Raw genomic sequence first — 16,299 nt, forward strand, 5'->3', positions numbered from 1 at the left:
TCAAAACACGAAAAAGAGCACCCCTAGGTGCTCCCATTGGACAGGTCAAACTTGGTTAGCAAAAGTAGAAGCCAGCATCGGCTCGCTGCGTTCGATCCATTTGCCGTTCGTAAAGTCCGGGAAGGCGACCGGCGCCCCGCCGGCGTGCACCGACTGCTCGGACAGCACCGTCACCGCCATCCAGGTAGCCATATCGTAGACATCGATCGGCGGTGTCGATCGGGCAGCTACGCACGCGACGAAGTCGCGCAGGACCAGATAGTCCATTCCCCCGTGTCCGCCCTTGACGCCGTCGTTTAAAAATCGCTTCCAGACCGGATGCTCGTATTGTTCCAGGTATGGATCGAACGACTCCCATTCGTGGGCCGGGCTAGTGCCATCAATATAGATCGAGTTGCCGTCCTCCATCCAGATGCCCTTCGTTCCTTGAACTTGGCCCGCTCTGGAGTACGGTCGGGGTAAGGAAGTATCGTGCGTCAGCAAAATCGTCTCGCCGTGCGCGCACTTCATCATCGTAGTGACGATGTCGCCGAGTTCGATCGGCGAACGCGCTGCAGGATGCGTCGGTCCGAGATGTTCGCCGGCCCACTCGTTAATCCCCCGCGACTTGGACGCAATCGAGGTAACACTCACGATGCGGTTGCCGCGGTTAATGTTCAGGCAGGCCGCAGGCAAGCCGAGGCCGTGCGTCGGATACAGATCGCCATTGCGGTTCAAATAGTTATGAATGCGATAATGGCGGTTCTCGATGCCCGTCGCCACTTCCTCGCGCAGATCGTGGAGATAGCCGCCGCGGCAATGGATCAATTCGCCGAACAGCCCTTGCCTGACCATATTCAGCACGGCCATTTCGTTGCGTCCGTAACAGCAGTTTTCCAGCAGCATGCAGGGCACGCCGGTCGCTTCGGAGGTCCGTACCAGCTCCCAGCACTCCTCGATCGATGCCGCGCCGCCGACTTCCGACCCGACATATTTCCCCGCTCTCATCGCCGCGATGGCGATCTCCGCATGGCTGGTCCAGGAGGACGCCACGATGACGGCTTCGATGTCTTCCCGCGCCAGCAATTCTTTATAATTCAGGTACAAGGACGGCTTCGGTTTCGAAGCGTTTTGAGCTGCCTCTGCCGCCTTGTGCAACCGATCTTCGTACAGGTCGCTGACCGCCGCGATCTCGACGTCGTCCATTTCCTGAAGCAAGCCGAAAAGATCCTTTCCCCGTTGTCCCAAACCGATGACGCCGATCCGGACCTTCGCAGACGAAGCTGGCATGAATCCATCTCTCCCTCGAAATTGTGAATTCCTGTTCAACACGTTTATGCTATCATGGGCATAATCGCTTGTATTTGTCGTTCCTCGAATACGAGTTGTGAATTTCCGTTCTGTCACGAGGTGGAATCAATGCCGTCGGGTTTCATGCAGCCCCATACGAGACCGTTGGACGTCCGGGCATTCGCGCCGAGCGTCCACTATGCCGAGTATCAGCGCACGCCGCCTACTCGTGGTTATTTGCGCCGTCTATACGACAGCGAGCTGATGTATATTTACTCCGGCAGCATCCGGGTGCATTTCGAAGACGAAGCGTCGCCGCTTGCCTTTTTCGCGGGGGATCTGCTCGTGCTGCCTCCGGCCATAGAGCACCGGATCGAGCTGACCGGCATGCCGGACACCCGGCTGCTCGGCCTTCATTTCGACCTGTATGACGAGGTGGAGATCGAATTCGAATACCAATTGGTCATCCAGGACGGGGACGCGCGGGAGGATCGGATCGGCTATTGGCCCGTAACGGGAACCGGGAGTCCTGTCTTCGCTCGCCGATACCGTTCGGCGCCCTTGGAGCTTGTGTCCTGGCTGGAACAAGCCGCGGAGGCCTATCACGCCAGCCGCACTGCTGCTTCGCTCGCTTGCCGCGGGTATATGCAGCTCGTGTTGGCCGAGCTCGTCGGACTTTCTATGGATCCGCAGAGTCAGACTGTCACCGCTTACCAAAAACGGCTGCTCGAGATAAAGGCAGATTTGCAGCAGAGTCTTCATTTGCCGCATACGAACAAGACGCTGGCCCGCGAGCTTAGCGTCAGCGAGGATTACTTTATCCGCCTGTTCAAACAGCTGTTCGGCGAGTCGCCCCAAAAATACTTGCAGCGGCTTCGCCACCAAGCAGCCAAGCGCTACCTGCTCGAGACGGACGAAAAAATCGAGCGAATCGGCGCGCTGGTCGGCTACGACGACCTGCATAACTTCAGCCATGTGTTCAAAAAGTGGCAGGGGATTTCCCCACAGCAGTATCGGAAGCTGTTCAGGGGCGGGGTTTCTTGATTGTTCGCCTTGGTGTCCGACGCGCTCCCGCGATGTAGCGCTGTACAGCGTCTCTTCGCGCCGATGGCCGACGCGATCCCGCGATGTAGCGCTGCACAGCGTCTCTTCGCGCCGATTGCCGACGCGATCCCGCGATGTAGCGCTGCACAGCGCCTCTTCGCGCCGATTGCCGACGCGATCCCGCGATGTAGCGCTGTACAGCGTCTCTTCGCGCCGATGGCCGACGCGATCCCGCGATGTAGCGCTGTACAGCGTCTCTTCGCGCCGATTGCCGACGCGATCCCGCGATGTAGCGCTGTACAGCGTTTCTTCGCGCCGATTGCCGACGCGATCCCGCGATGTAGCGCTGTACAGCGTCTCTTCGCGCCGATTGCCGACGCGCTCCCGCGGATGAGTAAAGCTTCCTCACGACGTGCCCCAGCTATGCAACTCTGCAGGACATCCGACACGCCTTTCGAAACACGCAGGAGTCGCCTTATGCTTCAATTCAAGCAACATCGGCGCTACATCTGCTCTCGGTAAGCCTCCCACACCTGGCGCAAATACGCATAATCCGATTCATCGAACGCTTCGCCGGAAGCCGCTATGCCCCGAATATAGTAGGTTACCGGAATGCCGATCTGCGGCTGAAATTGCAGGTAGTCCCGCCACATTCGTTTGTCCTGCATCAGGTCGTTGTCGGGATCGATGAGCCAAGCCGGATTGCACATGCGGGCGATCTCCGCCCGGTTTCTCATGATATCCGTTGCTTGGGGCGAAGCGCCGTCGAGGTCGTTAAGCCGAAGGACGTCCGTAATATTCGCGAAATAGGGATTGGCCGTATGCGTGATCAACATGGCGTCCGCCTTTACGGCCTTTATCGCCGAATGCAGCGCCTCAATATAGGCACGCAGCAATTCGACGCCCCACAAAGTTCCCGCGGTACGAATGAGCGTGTCGCGGCCTTCGCCAAGCCGGGGATACACATGCGCGGGGTCGCTCTCGTTTAGCATCGCGAGGCTTGTCGATAAATAATTGCGGAAGGTTCTTCGCTCCGAAGCGATATTTTGCGTAAAGTCGATCTTGAGGCCGTCGGCGTTCAGGCAGCCGGGGCCGCTGCCGCACATGAGGCGGACTTGCTCAGCCAATATCTCCGAATACCGCGCGGACGTCGGGTCCGCGGCGACGACGCGTCCGTCCAGCGTCATACAAGCTTCTTGAGGCAGTCCTTCCGCCAGCAAAGGCGAATACCACAGCAGCACCCGGCGGCCGAGCGAATGCTGCTCGTCGATAAAAGCGCGCATATCGTTCCACTTCAGCGGGTCGGGGGCGGCCAGCGCGTCCTGCTTCGCCCATTTGTAATCGATAATAATCGTTCCCGGTTGAATGTCGTGCAGCGCCATCAGCGCGTCATAGGATCGATATTTTTCCTCGGTTGCGTATGCGCCGACATTCAGGAAATGCCCGTTTTCCGTACCGTCGTGATCGCCGCGATAATCGTATCGCTGCTGTCCCCATCCGCAAAACATCGGTTCCTTCCACCAGGCCGGCCGCGATCGCCGGGAGGTGGCAGCTTCGGCCGCATCTTTAAGCCTCATGCTGCGCGTCAGCGACGCAATGTACGCCCCGACGGCTTCGTTCTCGCCGACAGCCGGCTTTAAGCCGAAACGAAGTGCGGGCGTGCAAAAGCCCTTCTCCCCCACCTCCGTATGTCCCTCGTAATCGAGTTTGAACGAGAAATCTTCGCAGGGCGCGACGGCATAATCGAAACCGAGAAAGTTGAACGCGCCCGGCTGGGCCACGATGCCGCAGCTTACCCAGCGTCCCTCCTTCTGCAGCGCGTAGCAAAAGGGAGGCGGACTCAGCCACTGCTGACAGTTCAGCGTGTCCGGCTCGTCCGGCCTGCGGTGTACGATCCCGACCTTCCAGTCGAACCGGGGCGCGTAGTAGCGTTCAAAACCCGGGCGTCCGCCGCTCCAGTCCGGCGAAGCGCCTCGATTGTCCCCGGTGCCTGCAGCGATCCAATCTTCGGCAAAATAATAGACTTCGTCTATTCGTCTGCCGGGCCCGACGACCTCGGTCCGATAACTTACAGCGTCGGCGCCGAAGGTAAAGCGATACACTTTTTGTGTCCATAGCGCTCCCCTCCCAGTTGCAAACGTTAGCGTCAACTGACGGCCGCTCCGCCGCTTGCGAACGAGTCGAAGCGCTCCTGCGTCAGCCAGATCCGGCTGATCCAGCGCGTGAACGCGAGACTGCATCGGTAGGCAAACAATCGGCTGTGGCCTGCGTTCTCCCGCTAAGCGTCCGTCCTCCTTCCCGTCTCTGACATACAAACGCCAGCGCTGCCCTTCCAGATCAAGATGTGCCTCATAAGCGGCGGCCGACACCGTCAGCTTCGTCGCGCCTTCCGCATGGAGAAGGATTTCCGCCTTTTCCATATCCTTCTCCTGTTCCCTACGCTTCTCCTTATCCATCCCTTTCTCCTGTTCTATACGCTTGTCCTTATCCATAAGCCTCTCCCCCTCCCGCTCATGCCTTGATCGCGCCGGAGGTTAGACCTTGAACAAAAAACTTCATCGTGAAGCTGAACAGCACCATCAAGGGGACCGAAGCGAGCGACATCGCGGAGAACACCTGGCCGTACAAAATTTGCTGCTGATCCATGAACCGGTACAGGCCGACCGTCAGCGTCATCTTGTGCTGGTCGGGTAGCACGAGCAGCGGCCAGAAAAAGTCGTTCCACGTATTCAGAACGGTCACCAGTCCCATGGACAAAATGATCGGCAGCGCAAAAGGAATAACCAGGCTGATAAAGCAGCGGAATTCGCTCCCCCCGTCGATCTTGATGCTCTCGAACAGCTCCTTAGGTATGCCTTCGAAAAAGGTTCTCATGACGAATATGGTAACGAGCTGCCCGCTGGCGATATAAGGGAGAACGGCCGCCCAGGGCGTGTTGATCAGGCCCAGATTTTTCACCAGCACGAATTGCGGAATGATCGTGAGCACGCCCGGAATCATCAGAAACAGCAGCAGGGTAAAAAACAACGCGTTTTTGCCATAGAACCGAAAGCGCGCAAAGGCATAGGCGGACAAGGAAGATACGATCAGCACGCCGACCGCGCTGATGGCCGAAATGACGCCCGAATTGGCCATATACGTTTTGATCTTGCCGAGCGCGCTGCCGTAGTATTGAAATTGCGGTTCGATCGGAAGGCCGAAAAAATTGCTCTGCAGCTCCGCATTGGTCTTCACCGAGGAGATGAGCATAAAAAATAACGGGTAGAGCGTGCAAAATGCGAAAAACAGCAATAGCGCCATGTTGACGGATCGCGACCATCTTTTTGTTTTCAAGAGCTGCCTCCTAAGTCCGCGACTTCATAAAACGCAAATTCAGCACGGTGAACAGGGCGATGATGAGAAACAGGGTCACGCCCGCAGCCGAGCCGATTCCGAGCTTGCCGTAATTAAAGGCATTGTTGAACAAAAACAAGCCGGGTACCGTCGTGTCATAGCCCGGACCGCCTTTGGTCAGGATGTACTGATCCCCGTATTGCTGAATGCCGCCGATCAGGACGAGGATGGTCGTCAGCTTGAGCTGAGGCAGGATGAGCGGCAGATCGATGGCCCAGAACACTTTCCATCCGCTGGCCCCGTCCATCCGCGCCGACTCCCGAACCGACTCGTCGAGCGACTGAAAGCCTGCCAGGTAGATCAAAAATCCAATCCCGCTGATCCAGGGAAAGCCCTTCATGAGCAGCGAGCCGATCGCTGTCGTCTGGCTCTCGCCTAACCACACCTTTTGCCAGCTGTCCAAGCCGAGCGTGCCCAGCAGCACGTTGAGCATGCCGTTCGTCGGCTCGTAAAAGAACAGCCAAAACAGTGTGGAGACCATGCCCGGAATGACCATGGGGATAATGAAAGCCACCTTAATAAACCCTGCGAACCGGCTGGTGCCAAGCAAATAGATCAGGTAGCCTGCGAACACGGAAATGCCTTGAAGCACGACAAGCTGCCACCCCAGAAAGATCGCCAGCACCCGGAACGAATCGATAAATACGTCATTGCTGAAAATTTCTTTGTAGTTGGAGAAGCCCACGAATTCCGGATTGTAATAGTTGCGCATATTCCAGTCCAGAAACGAAATGCGGACCGCCTCGAAGGTCGGATACACGAGAAAAACGCCGACGAACAGGAACGTGGGCAGCAGGCAAAGATACGCCGCCCTGGATTCCAATAAACGCAAAGGCTTCATCGCTTCACTTCCGTTCAAGTAGATAGAATCGATAGGATGGATGTAATCAAGGAGGACGGAGCGAAGCCCCCATCCTCCCAATCGTCGTTTCTTCTATGCGGTTATTTCAGGTACGCCTCGACGCCCCATTCCGGGTTCGCTTTAATCGCCGCGTCCGCGTACTTCTGCAGCGTCTTGGTAATATCGCCGATAAATCGTTCTGCCGTCAGCTTGTTGTCCAGATACTGCTGCTGGGCCTTGAAAAAGGCGTCGGATTGCTCGGGCTCGAACTTGAAGGCGGTGAACGATACCTGCTTCTCGGTGCCGAAAGTATCGATAATGGGTTGAACTTGCTCGGGCGCCTGGATGCCCTTGACGACGGGAATGAGGAACAATTCGTCCGTCATCATCTTCGCGCCGCCACTCGGATCCGTCCAGAAGCGCAGCCAATCGAGCGCCGCCTGCAGCTTGCCGTCCTTCTCCGCCTTGGACGTGATCGCCACGTAGGCTTCTCCGCCCATGATGTAGTTGTAGCGCTCCTCGCCGCCGAGCTGCGAATACGCCTTGTCCAGATAAGGAATCGGCGCGATGCCATAGTCGACCGACAGCTTGTTCTGCAGATGCTGGTTGGGATACCAGCTGCCGTTGAGCGCCATCGCCGATTTGCCGTCGTTGAACAGGCTCTCGAATTCCCAGCTGGCCGTATTGAAGCCTTCGTTAAAATAAGGCGACAGGTCCTTAATGACTCTCGCGTATTCCTTGAGCTCGGGAGAATCCTTCGTCACCATGCCCTTCTTGACCGCCAGCGCCCACTCGTCCGTACCGACATAGCCGTCCTTTTTGATGACGTCCAGCTGATCGAGCTTCGGCTTCCACAGGTAGCCCCAGAGATCGGTAGCGAGCCAGCCCAGGTTCCAGTCCATCGAGTTTTGAATGCTGAAGCCCGTATAGCCTGCGTCTTTAGCCTTTTGCGCGACCGCGAGCAGCTCCGTGATCGTCTTGGGCGGTTCGGATACGCCAAGCTCGCCGAATATTTTTTTGTTGTAATACAGATTGACCGTCGTCAACTGAATCGGAATGCCGTACAGCTTCTCCGGCGGCGTCTTGTCCGTCGCGGAATCGAGCACCCCGTCGACGAACGAGTCTCTCCAGGCCGCATTCGTGAACCGGCTCGTCTCGTCCATATGCGGATACAAGTTAACGATCCAGCCGTTTTTAAACCAGGAGGACTTGTCGGACGGACCGCCCATAATAATATCCGCTTCGGTGCCCGCGACGAACTGCGCATCGAGGTACTTGTCGAATTCGGCCGCAGGCACGTATTGCAGCTTGACGGTGTGGCCGGTTTTTTCCTTGAACGCCGCCGCCATCTTCTTGTAGGCGGGCCACGAGAACTCGCCCTGGGAGTAGACCATCGTCAGCGTCTGGGGCTCGGCGCTTTGCGACGCGCTTTCCTCCTGGGTGGGCGACGCTGCCGCACTCGACGCGCCTGCGCTGGACGGAGGCGGGCTATCGCCGCTCGCCTGGTTGTTTTTCGCGGCGTTGGAGCAGCCCGCCATCGCGAGCGACACGCTCATCGCGGACAGCAAAAGGATCGATTTTCGCTTCAATTCGGGTATCCCCTTTTCGTATGTGTTGGTGTTCCCCTTAAATATAGAGAGCGGGCAAAAAGCAAACAATCAGGCGAAATCTAGATTTCATTTGCGTTTTTTGGAGGTTTCCGAAGCCGGAAAAAGGGCGCTCGAACATGCGAAAGAAGCCCGCAAAATGACGCTTTGCGGACCTCGATCGATCTGTCCTGATCTATCTCCTATGCCTGATTTGCTATGTCCGGCGCCGCAGCCTTGCGCAGCTCGAACAGACGCGCCTGATATCGTTCCGGCAGCCTGACCCGCAGTACGCCATCCGCTGCTTCATAGCCGTGTTCGACGACCATGTCCGTCCCGGCAGGATAAAGCTGCCTGACTTCGGCAGCCTGGCCTGTCCAGCCCTTGATGGGAAGCGCCGTCGTCTCCTCCCCGCCGTCTAGCCGCCATACGGCCAGCACGATGCGGTCCCCGTCCATGCTCGCGAGACCGACGCCGTTCCAGCCCGCGGTGTCGGCGATCGAACGAAACCCTAGCGGCCACACCGGATGCGAGCTGCGAATATGCGCTCTTTCGGCCTTGTACAGCGAGACAGCTTCATTGATCAGCGCCCGGTTGCGGCCGTCGGCCTTGTCAATCCTTCCCGACAGATACAAATTGCCGCAAAAGCCATTGATCATGTTAAAAACCGTCTGCTCGCCGTCCGCCATCTCCCGCCGATATGTCTCTTCATCCAGCAGCTCCGGTTTGTCGCGATGCGAGGCCGGCAGCGGGTACGGGTATGCCCACACGCCGTTCTGCTCGGGCAGGACAGCCGCCAGCATGCCGCCCAGGACGGACGGGTACTTCCTGTAATCCTCCTGGTCGCTGGAGCTGACCATATGCACATGGGACAGCAGGCCGTAATCGGCACGCATGCCGCCCGACGCGCAGCCTTCGAAGATGAGTCCGGGATGCCTCGCCCTCACTTCGTCGAGAAACGAATACACCGCACGTATATGACGAATAAGCCCGTCCGCCGCCGAATCCCCCAGCGTATCGTCGCCGGCCCCGATACAGCCGTTGTAATCGTTTTTGATAAACCCGACGCCCATCTCAGCCAGCCTGTCGATGACGCCGTGCATATACGTCCTGACTTCGGGATGGGAAAAGTTCATAAACCAACGCTCTCCGCCGCCGACTCTCTTGCCGTTGCGCCGCAGAAACCACTCGTCCGGCTTCGACGCCAGCGCCGCATTTTCCCCGCATACCTCCAGCTCCAGCCAGACGCCGGGAATCATGCCCGCGTCGCGAATCCGCCGCAGCATACCAGGCAGCCCTTCCTTGCCGAATCGCGTATCGTCTGGCTGCCAATCGCCCAGAGACGAGCCCCAGTACGAGCCGGGCAGGGCGAACCAGCCTGCATCGATGCAGAAAACTTCCAGTCCAAGCTCGGACGCCTCGCGAATGAGCGGCACGAGCTTGTCGGTAGAAGGATCCGCCCACAAGCCGTTCATATAATCGTTGAAAACGACGGGAAACTCTCCCTGCCAAGCCGGCGTTGGCTTCAGCCTGGCGCGCCTGTACGCCGTCAATTCGCGTACGGCCTCCTCCATGCCGCCCATGCAGCAGCCGATCGCAGCCGGTATCGTCGTAAAGCTCTCTTGCGGCTGCAGCGTTCGGGTCCAACCCCCGCAGCCTTCGCTGGCACCGTCGATTTGCAGGTACAGACTGTCGTTTCCGATATAGGCCCCCTCGTGCCGGTTGCCGAGCTCGATATGCCAGTGGGACGAGGTCTCCGCCTGCGCATACCAGACGGCGCCCGTCTGCGTGTCCTCCACGACGACCATCGGCAGGTAACGGCCTGTGCTCCAGCTCCCCCGCGATTCCCAGTGCGCGGCATGGGACATCGAATAGGGTGCCGTGCGGTAAAGGCCTAGACTTTCCGCGTCCTCGCACCGCCACTGCCCCTCGCCGCTCCAGGCCTGGCGCGCGTAGCGCACCTGGATTCTGCCCGGCTCGGACCAGTCGCCGACGCCGCCGAGCCCGATGCCCTGCATCATTAGCGAGGACAAGTGCGTCAGCACGACGGCCTCGTCGCCCTCGTTGGTGACCGTCGTCGTCTGACGGACGACCGCCGCGCCGGGTACGAATTCCATATTCGCGACGAAGCGCAGCTGCAGCCCTTCGTGTCGGTAGTGCAAGCGCAGTCCGCTGTCCGTCGGCTCGATTCCAGTCACGGTTAGTTGCTCCGCGAGCAGCGAATGTCCAGAGGCGAGCCCCGGATGCACGCCATGCGGCACGCCTGCGGCGGCAGCCTGTACAACGGCCGCTGCGGCATACCTTCTCTCCGATTCCGAGGATAGGCTCTGCGGCTGGAATACATCCTGCTTCAGCTTGCCTTCTTCCCGCACGAAACCGATCCTCATCTTTTCATGAATCCATTCCAGACGCTCCATACCCGCACTCCTTAAGCTTCCGTGGCGTAATCGACGACTTTTACCGAATTCAAAAAGCCCCACGTATACGCCACCGCGTGAATATCGATTTTCAAATAAACGGTCGTTTGTCCCTGCGCCACGCTCGTCAGGTCGAGGGAACGAATCGTATCGTAGTTGCCCGCGGCCGACGTCGGCAAGCTGCCGACCTGCGTCATGCCGCTTGTACTTGTACCCGCATAGAAGCGAATATCCGCGATCCGGTTATCGTCGATATACAGCGTTCGGCCGCTGTACAGCAGCTCGAGCTTTTTGAACCCGTCCGCGTCCGTGCTGTCCAGCTTGTAGATGACGTATCCGTCCTGTTTGCCGCCCGCGCCGTCGGGCGTGCCGGTCAAGCCCATATTCGGCAGGCTCTCGTGCAGCAGCTCGTTTTGCAACTGGACAACCTCATAGGCGCCGATGTCTCCTGCCGCTACGGGACCTGCCGGAAGCGATTGGAAATCCTCGTCGACAAGCGCAACCGGACGAGCGACCGTAACGTTAAAGGTCCGGACAAGACTTGTATTCTCGAAGTCGACCTGGACCGTAATAACCGCACTGCCGTAAGCGACGGCCGTCAACGTCCCGTTCGCGGATACCGATGCGACCGCGCCGTCGCTGCTCGCAAAGGTCGCTGCGTACAGCGACGAGTGAAGCACGTAATCCTGATCGTTGTAGACGGTGATGCCGATACCGTACGTATCGCCGAGCCCCATCATCCGGTCCGCGGTCGACAACTCAAAATGATCCAGCGCCTGAGCGGCGACGGTCACGGCCACGCTGTTGGAGGCCACGACGACACCGTTAACGGATACGTAGGCGCGTATCGTCCCCGTGCCCGGCTGTACCGCGCGCACGCCGCCGGCGCTGCGCACGAACATTGCCTCATTGTCCCAGCTATACGCGACCTTGGCCTCTTCCAGATTAACGGCCGCCCCAGTGTCGTAGGCGGCGCTCAGCGACAGCGGCACGTCCTGCCCGGTAAATACGGCGCCGCTGCCAAGAGCGAGAACCGCTGAGTCAAGCTGGCGGGCCCCCGCCTGCAGCACCGTAAACCTCATACTGTTGAGCGACGCCCACGTATCGGAAGTGTTCGTCGACATGACGACCCGGACATACAACGTGCTCGTATTCATGCTCCCGAGATCCAGCTTGATATCGCGCAGCTGGTTATAGTTGTTGTTGTCCGAATTGTTGGCGATCTCCCCGACCTTCTGCCAGCTGCCGCTACTGCCGCTCGAACTGATCTCCCACTCGACCGTCGAGCCGAGAATCGCGCGTCCGCTGTACTGGATCGCAGCCAGCGTGAACGGCGCGGCGCTCTCGAACTTCCATTCGACGATGCCGGGCTGACTGATATCGCTTGGCCTTAATACGCGATCCTGAATGTTCGAATCCAGACGCGTCTCGATGACGTTTTGCACCACGTAGGCCCGATTGCGCCACGTCTCGCTGCCGTCCTCGAAGTTTTCGTTCAGCAGCGAATCGTACGTTTCCGAAATTTCCAGCAGGCGCTTCTCCCTGCCCGAGGTGACATACGGACTGTAACGAACCGTTACCTCGTCTCCGTCCTTGAAGCCCCAATCGTCGATTTGCGCCATAAACAAGCTGACGCCCGTGGCCCTGGGGGACTTGAACTGGCTGTCCTGCCCAAGCTCGAAGCGATAGACATGGTTTTGCGAATCGCGCAATTCCATGTACGCATTGCGCAGCTCGCCGTTCACTTCGATCGGTTCGATCGCGGTAATCGCGCCGTATACGGTCCCGTAGTAGGCCTTGATCCCGGTAATTTCGTTATCGCCGTTTAGCGTCAGCCGGAGCAAATCGCCGTATTCGAGCATTTCGGCCGGCACCGCCTGCAGGTCCTGATCCGAAGCGCCTTCGGGTCCCCGCAATATCGTCGCGCCGTCCGCGAGCTTCAGCTCGACGGCGCTCGCATATTCGCCGATCTCCGGGTCCTGCGACTGGATCGCGATTGATTCTCCCGATGCCGAGACGCCGTACATTTTGGCCTCGAATGCGGCAGGATATTGCTTGACCGCGTCCCCCGGCGCCGTCAACGCGAACGTGACATGACCGCCCGATACCGCCACGGCGCCTGCATCCCCGGCCTGCGCAGGCTTAAGCTCGTACTGCCCCTCGCCAAGATCGGCCGCTTGGTAATGGGAGGCGGTCGCTCCGGTCAGCGTAACGGAAACTTGCGTCTCGGCGTCTGCCGCGAGCCCGATTCGGACGGAATCGCCTGCCTCGTACAAGGTCGCGCGGACGACGGCCTCCGGACTGCCGGCGTCGAGCGACATCGGGTAATCCCCCAATTGGCCGTAGCCCTTGACCACGAACTTGGCGGGAAGCAGCTGCGACATGGCCGCCAGCAGCGCCCTATACGCGCTTCCATAGTAGCCTTTGTCGTATTGCTCCTTGATCGTTTGATAGACGCCGGTCTGTCCCGCTTGCCCTGCATATTGGTCGAGCAGGCGCTCGACGTCGGCACGGTAGGTCACCCACAAATTTCTCTCCCGGAGCTGCTTCAGCGTATATTGAAAACCGTTCATATGACCGCTTGCTTCGCTCAGCGCCGCCGAGATCTGAATGCCGGACAGCGCTACCCAATTGTCCAGACTGGCGACGCTCGGCGAATAGAACCGGATCCGGACATAGGCCACGTCGCTCGCCGGATCGATCTGATCTCTGGCTTCTACGTGCGCCGTCGATCTGAAGCCGTACACGGTACCCGCGACCGACAGATCGCTTAGCGTAGCGCCCGCCCATACCTCGATCTTGCAGCCGCCGCACAGCTCGTGCAGATTGCGGCCCGTCAGATCGACGAGCAGGCCGTCGGACAGGGGAACGCCCTGATTGTCGACTTTGAACGTCAGGTATCCGCCGCCGGCGTCGGCCGTATCCGCGCTTGCGACATAATGCTCCTGCAGCAGGCTCCGCTTGACATGGTTCACTTCGACCAGCGTAGCCGACGGCGTCAGCGACAGTTCGTCCGAGAACTGATAATCGACCGCGACCTTCCCGTAAGAAGGCGTTACGTAAGGCGCGTCGATGTCTCCGTCGGCGGCGCGGACGATGCTGTCGTCGCCGCTCCGGAAGTTATAGATCGTCGAATGATCCGCTCCGAATGCGTAGGCTTGCGGCAAAAATCCAAAATCCTGCATCGCGCTCCGCTCCGCATTGACGTCCGCGAATTTGCCTCTGGCGGCTATATAGCTCAGGTAGCGCTCGTCGAGCAGATCGTCCCACTCCCCGCCGTAGCGAATCGCTTCGACCATGTGCGACTCCCATAACGCCCGGTTCTCCTCCAGCGCAGGGTACTTGGCATTGGGGAAAATATGCGTAAACGCATTTTCGATCAATTGGCTGTCGGGATACGACACTTGGCCATTGTTTACGACGATCGCATTGTGCCCGTAGCCGTCCGCCATCGCCTGCGCCGTGTCCGATATATAATCGGTCATGTTTTTGGCGAGCCATCTAAGCTCCTGGACGGACAGTCCATCGGCCGGGTTCAGCGTCACGCCGTCCGCAGCCGCCGCGGCGATGACTTCGGGACCGAAATCTCCGGCGCCTTGCGGGGAGGGGTTCAAGGCAAAGTACGGCCAATACCACGGTTCGTTCTCGGTAAATACGACGATCGGGGGCAGCGTTTCGCCTTCCGCCTTCATTTCTCCCGTCCGCTGCGACAAGTACGACGTCACGTCCCTGATCTTTTCCTCTCGGACTTCATTGTAATGGGCGTTGTTCATCGTCAGCCATGGCGTGTTACCGAATACGTTGGGCGTCGTCAGCTTCCATTGGCCGCGGCCGTCCGAGTTCAGCGGATCGTACACGACCTGCTGATACGGCAGATCCCGCCAATAGCCGCCCAGCCCGTCTGGTCCCGTCGGCGTGCCGTCCCACCAGGCGTCGACACTCAGATGGATCGGCAGGCCGGAATCGGCGGACAACCGGATCAGGTAATCCAGACGGCGCTTCATTTCCGCGCTGCTCCAGTGCATATAAAGGATATCGAAGACAACTGATATCCGGTACATGTCGTAGTTGGCATAGGTTTCCTTGAGTCCGTTCAAAAGCGCAAGGTCGGCCGCATAATCGTTCCAGCTGATATTCGGTTTAAACAGCCCGACCGTCATCGGCCGGTAAATTTGCTCGTCCGCCAGCAGATCGGCATAGTTGCTGTAAGCCCACACTTTTGAGAAATGGACCCGCGTCTGCGTCTCATTGCGCAAGGTCAGCGTGACCGACGAGGCGTTGCCCACCGCCGCAGCGCTCAGCTCGATAAAATAGTGGTTCGGTCCCGCGGAAGCTTCGCGATACGTTCTGAAGTAGACTTCCTGTCCGTTCGCGAGTACGGTATAGGCGAACGCTTCCGGATTGCGCGTATGAATCTCCTCGATCTCCACGGTTGCCGGCGCGTTCGGCGCAAGGCCATGGAGCGTGAAGGCGATGGTCGAGCCTGCGCCTTCCATGTAGCGAACCTCGTAGGTGTCGCTGAGCTCGCCGACATTCGTCTGGAGCTCGGTCGTGCCTCCGCCCCCGGTCGCGACCAGATCGGCGTCTTCCTCCTCGTCCGCCTGCGCGAACGCGAGCGCCGACACCTTGGCGGGGAGCGTCTCCTGACCGGACGGAACGTCGGATCCCGCTCCGTTGCCGCCGGTCTGGAGACCGGCCGTTCCGCCTTGCGATGCCGACTGGCGAAACTCGACGCGAAGCGCCTCATTGTCGAGCTTGCCGATCGAGGTCGCGTCATCCTGCGAGATGACGCTGTCGGCTGCGGACTGAAGCATGCGCAGCCGGTCAACCTTGACGGCAGCCAGCGACAGCTTTGTCTTGGGCGCCGCGATCTGGACGACGGCAAGCTGCGAGTCCTTGATCGCAATGCCGGCGGCCGGGCTCCCTTGCACCAGCACCCGGCCCTTAACCGTCACATGATCGAGGGATACTGCGCCTTCCCGAACGCCGGGAGCGAGCAGCAGATCGCCTTCGACGACCAGGTTTTGCAGTCGCACGGGCGCATGGTTCACGACGGCGTTGCCTTGCACCGTCGTATCGCTCAGCCCTTCGGTGCCGATCATTCGATCGACGACGTTGTCGAGCACCTGGATCATCTCGGCCCTCGTCATCCCGGCTTTGGGCTCGAACCGGTCAAGTCCCCGTCCGGTCATATAACCGCGGCCAAGCATGGCTGCGACGGACGGACGTGCCCAGGCGGCAATCTGTTCTCCATCTTCTGGCGCCTTCGCTTCCGACGTATCGGGTTCGACGTCAAAAGCCAAAGCGACGAGCTTGGCCGCCTCCTCGCGGGTGATCGGCCGATCCGGCATGAACAGTCCGTTGCCCGTCCCTCCTGCGAATCCGGCCGCGAATGCGCCGGCCAGCGCCTTGCTGTAATAGGCCGTCTGCGGCACATCCTTGAAGGGGGCGCCCGAACCGCCGTCGAAGCGGAATACCCGGTCGAGCATGACGATAAATTCCGCGCGGGTCAGCTGCCGATCCGGCTTGAGACTGCCGTCCGGATACCCGCTCACAATGCCGTAGGCCTGCCATTTCCGAAGCGCCTTTTCGGCCCAATGTCCTGCGGCGTCCGAGCCCGGTTGCGTCCCGAGCGGCGTAGCCTCCGCCTGCTGCGCAAACGTGCGGCCGGACGTCCATAAGCCCGCGAATCCGGAAGCCAACACAGCGACGATGCAAAGACAGCTCATCCATTTTCTGAACATGGAAC

The 16,299-nt window shown here is 59.3% G+C and carries 8 protein-coding genes; 1 reads left to right on the forward strand and 7 read right to left on the reverse strand.

The features are described 5' to 3' along the window. Positions 1-45 precede the first annotated feature (45 nt). Positions 46-1,269 (reverse strand): Gfo/Idh/MocA family protein, encoded by a 1,224-nt coding sequence (locus tag KB449_RS18620; protein WP_282909805.1) that lies wholly within the window; start codon positions 1,267-1,269, stop codon positions 46-48. Between the two features lie 129 nt (positions 1,270-1,398). Here KB449_RS18620 and KB449_RS18625 point away from each other — a divergent pair, with 129 nt between their 5' ends. Beyond that, on the forward strand, positions 1,399-2,313 hold the full coding sequence (locus KB449_RS18625) for a helix-turn-helix transcriptional regulator (protein WP_282909806.1): 915 nt from the start codon (positions 1,399-1,401) through the stop codon (positions 2,311-2,313). A gap of 503 nt (positions 2,314-2,816) precedes the next feature. Here the strand turns inward: KB449_RS18625 and KB449_RS18630 are convergent. From KB449_RS18630 to KB449_RS18655, 6 genes are all read right to left on the reverse strand, one after another. Continuing rightward, positions 2,817-4,805: a hypothetical protein gene (locus tag KB449_RS18630; RefSeq protein WP_282909807.1), complete on the reverse strand. Its 1,989-nt coding sequence runs from the start codon at positions 4,803-4,805 to the stop codon at positions 2,817-2,819. 19 nt (positions 4,806-4,824) lie between these two features. After that, the gene (locus KB449_RS18635; RefSeq protein ID WP_282909808.1) at positions 4,825-5,646 is read right to left on the reverse strand and encodes a carbohydrate ABC transporter permease; all 822 of its coding nucleotides are present in this window, start codon (positions 5,644-5,646) and stop codon (positions 4,825-4,827) included. 10 nt (positions 5,647-5,656) lie between these two features. Next, complete coding sequence (locus KB449_RS18640; protein WP_282909809.1) at positions 5,657-6,547, reverse strand: carbohydrate ABC transporter permease; 891 nt, start codon at positions 6,545-6,547, stop codon at positions 5,657-5,659. Positions 6,548-6,648: 101 nt separating this feature from the next. Beyond that, entirely contained in the window at positions 6,649-8,136 is a 1,488-nt protein-coding gene (locus tag KB449_RS18645) for an ABC transporter substrate-binding protein (RefSeq protein ID WP_282909810.1), read from the reverse strand. A gap of 200 nt (positions 8,137-8,336) precedes the next feature. Next, positions 8,337-10,550 (reverse strand): glycoside hydrolase family 36 protein, encoded by a 2,214-nt coding sequence (locus KB449_RS18650; protein WP_282909811.1) that lies wholly within the window; start codon positions 10,548-10,550, stop codon positions 8,337-8,339. A gap of 11 nt (positions 10,551-10,561) precedes the next feature. Then, positions 10,562-16,294, reverse strand: a complete 5,733-nt coding sequence (locus KB449_RS18655) for an S-layer homology domain-containing protein (protein WP_282909812.1) — start codon at positions 16,292-16,294, stop codon at positions 10,562-10,564. Between the last annotated feature and the right edge of the window lie 5 nt (positions 16,295-16,299).

The sequence above is a fragment of the Cohnella hashimotonis genome (assembly GCF_030014955.1).
Classification (GTDB): Bacteria; Bacillota; Bacilli; order Paenibacillales; family Paenibacillaceae; genus Cohnella; species Cohnella hashimotonis.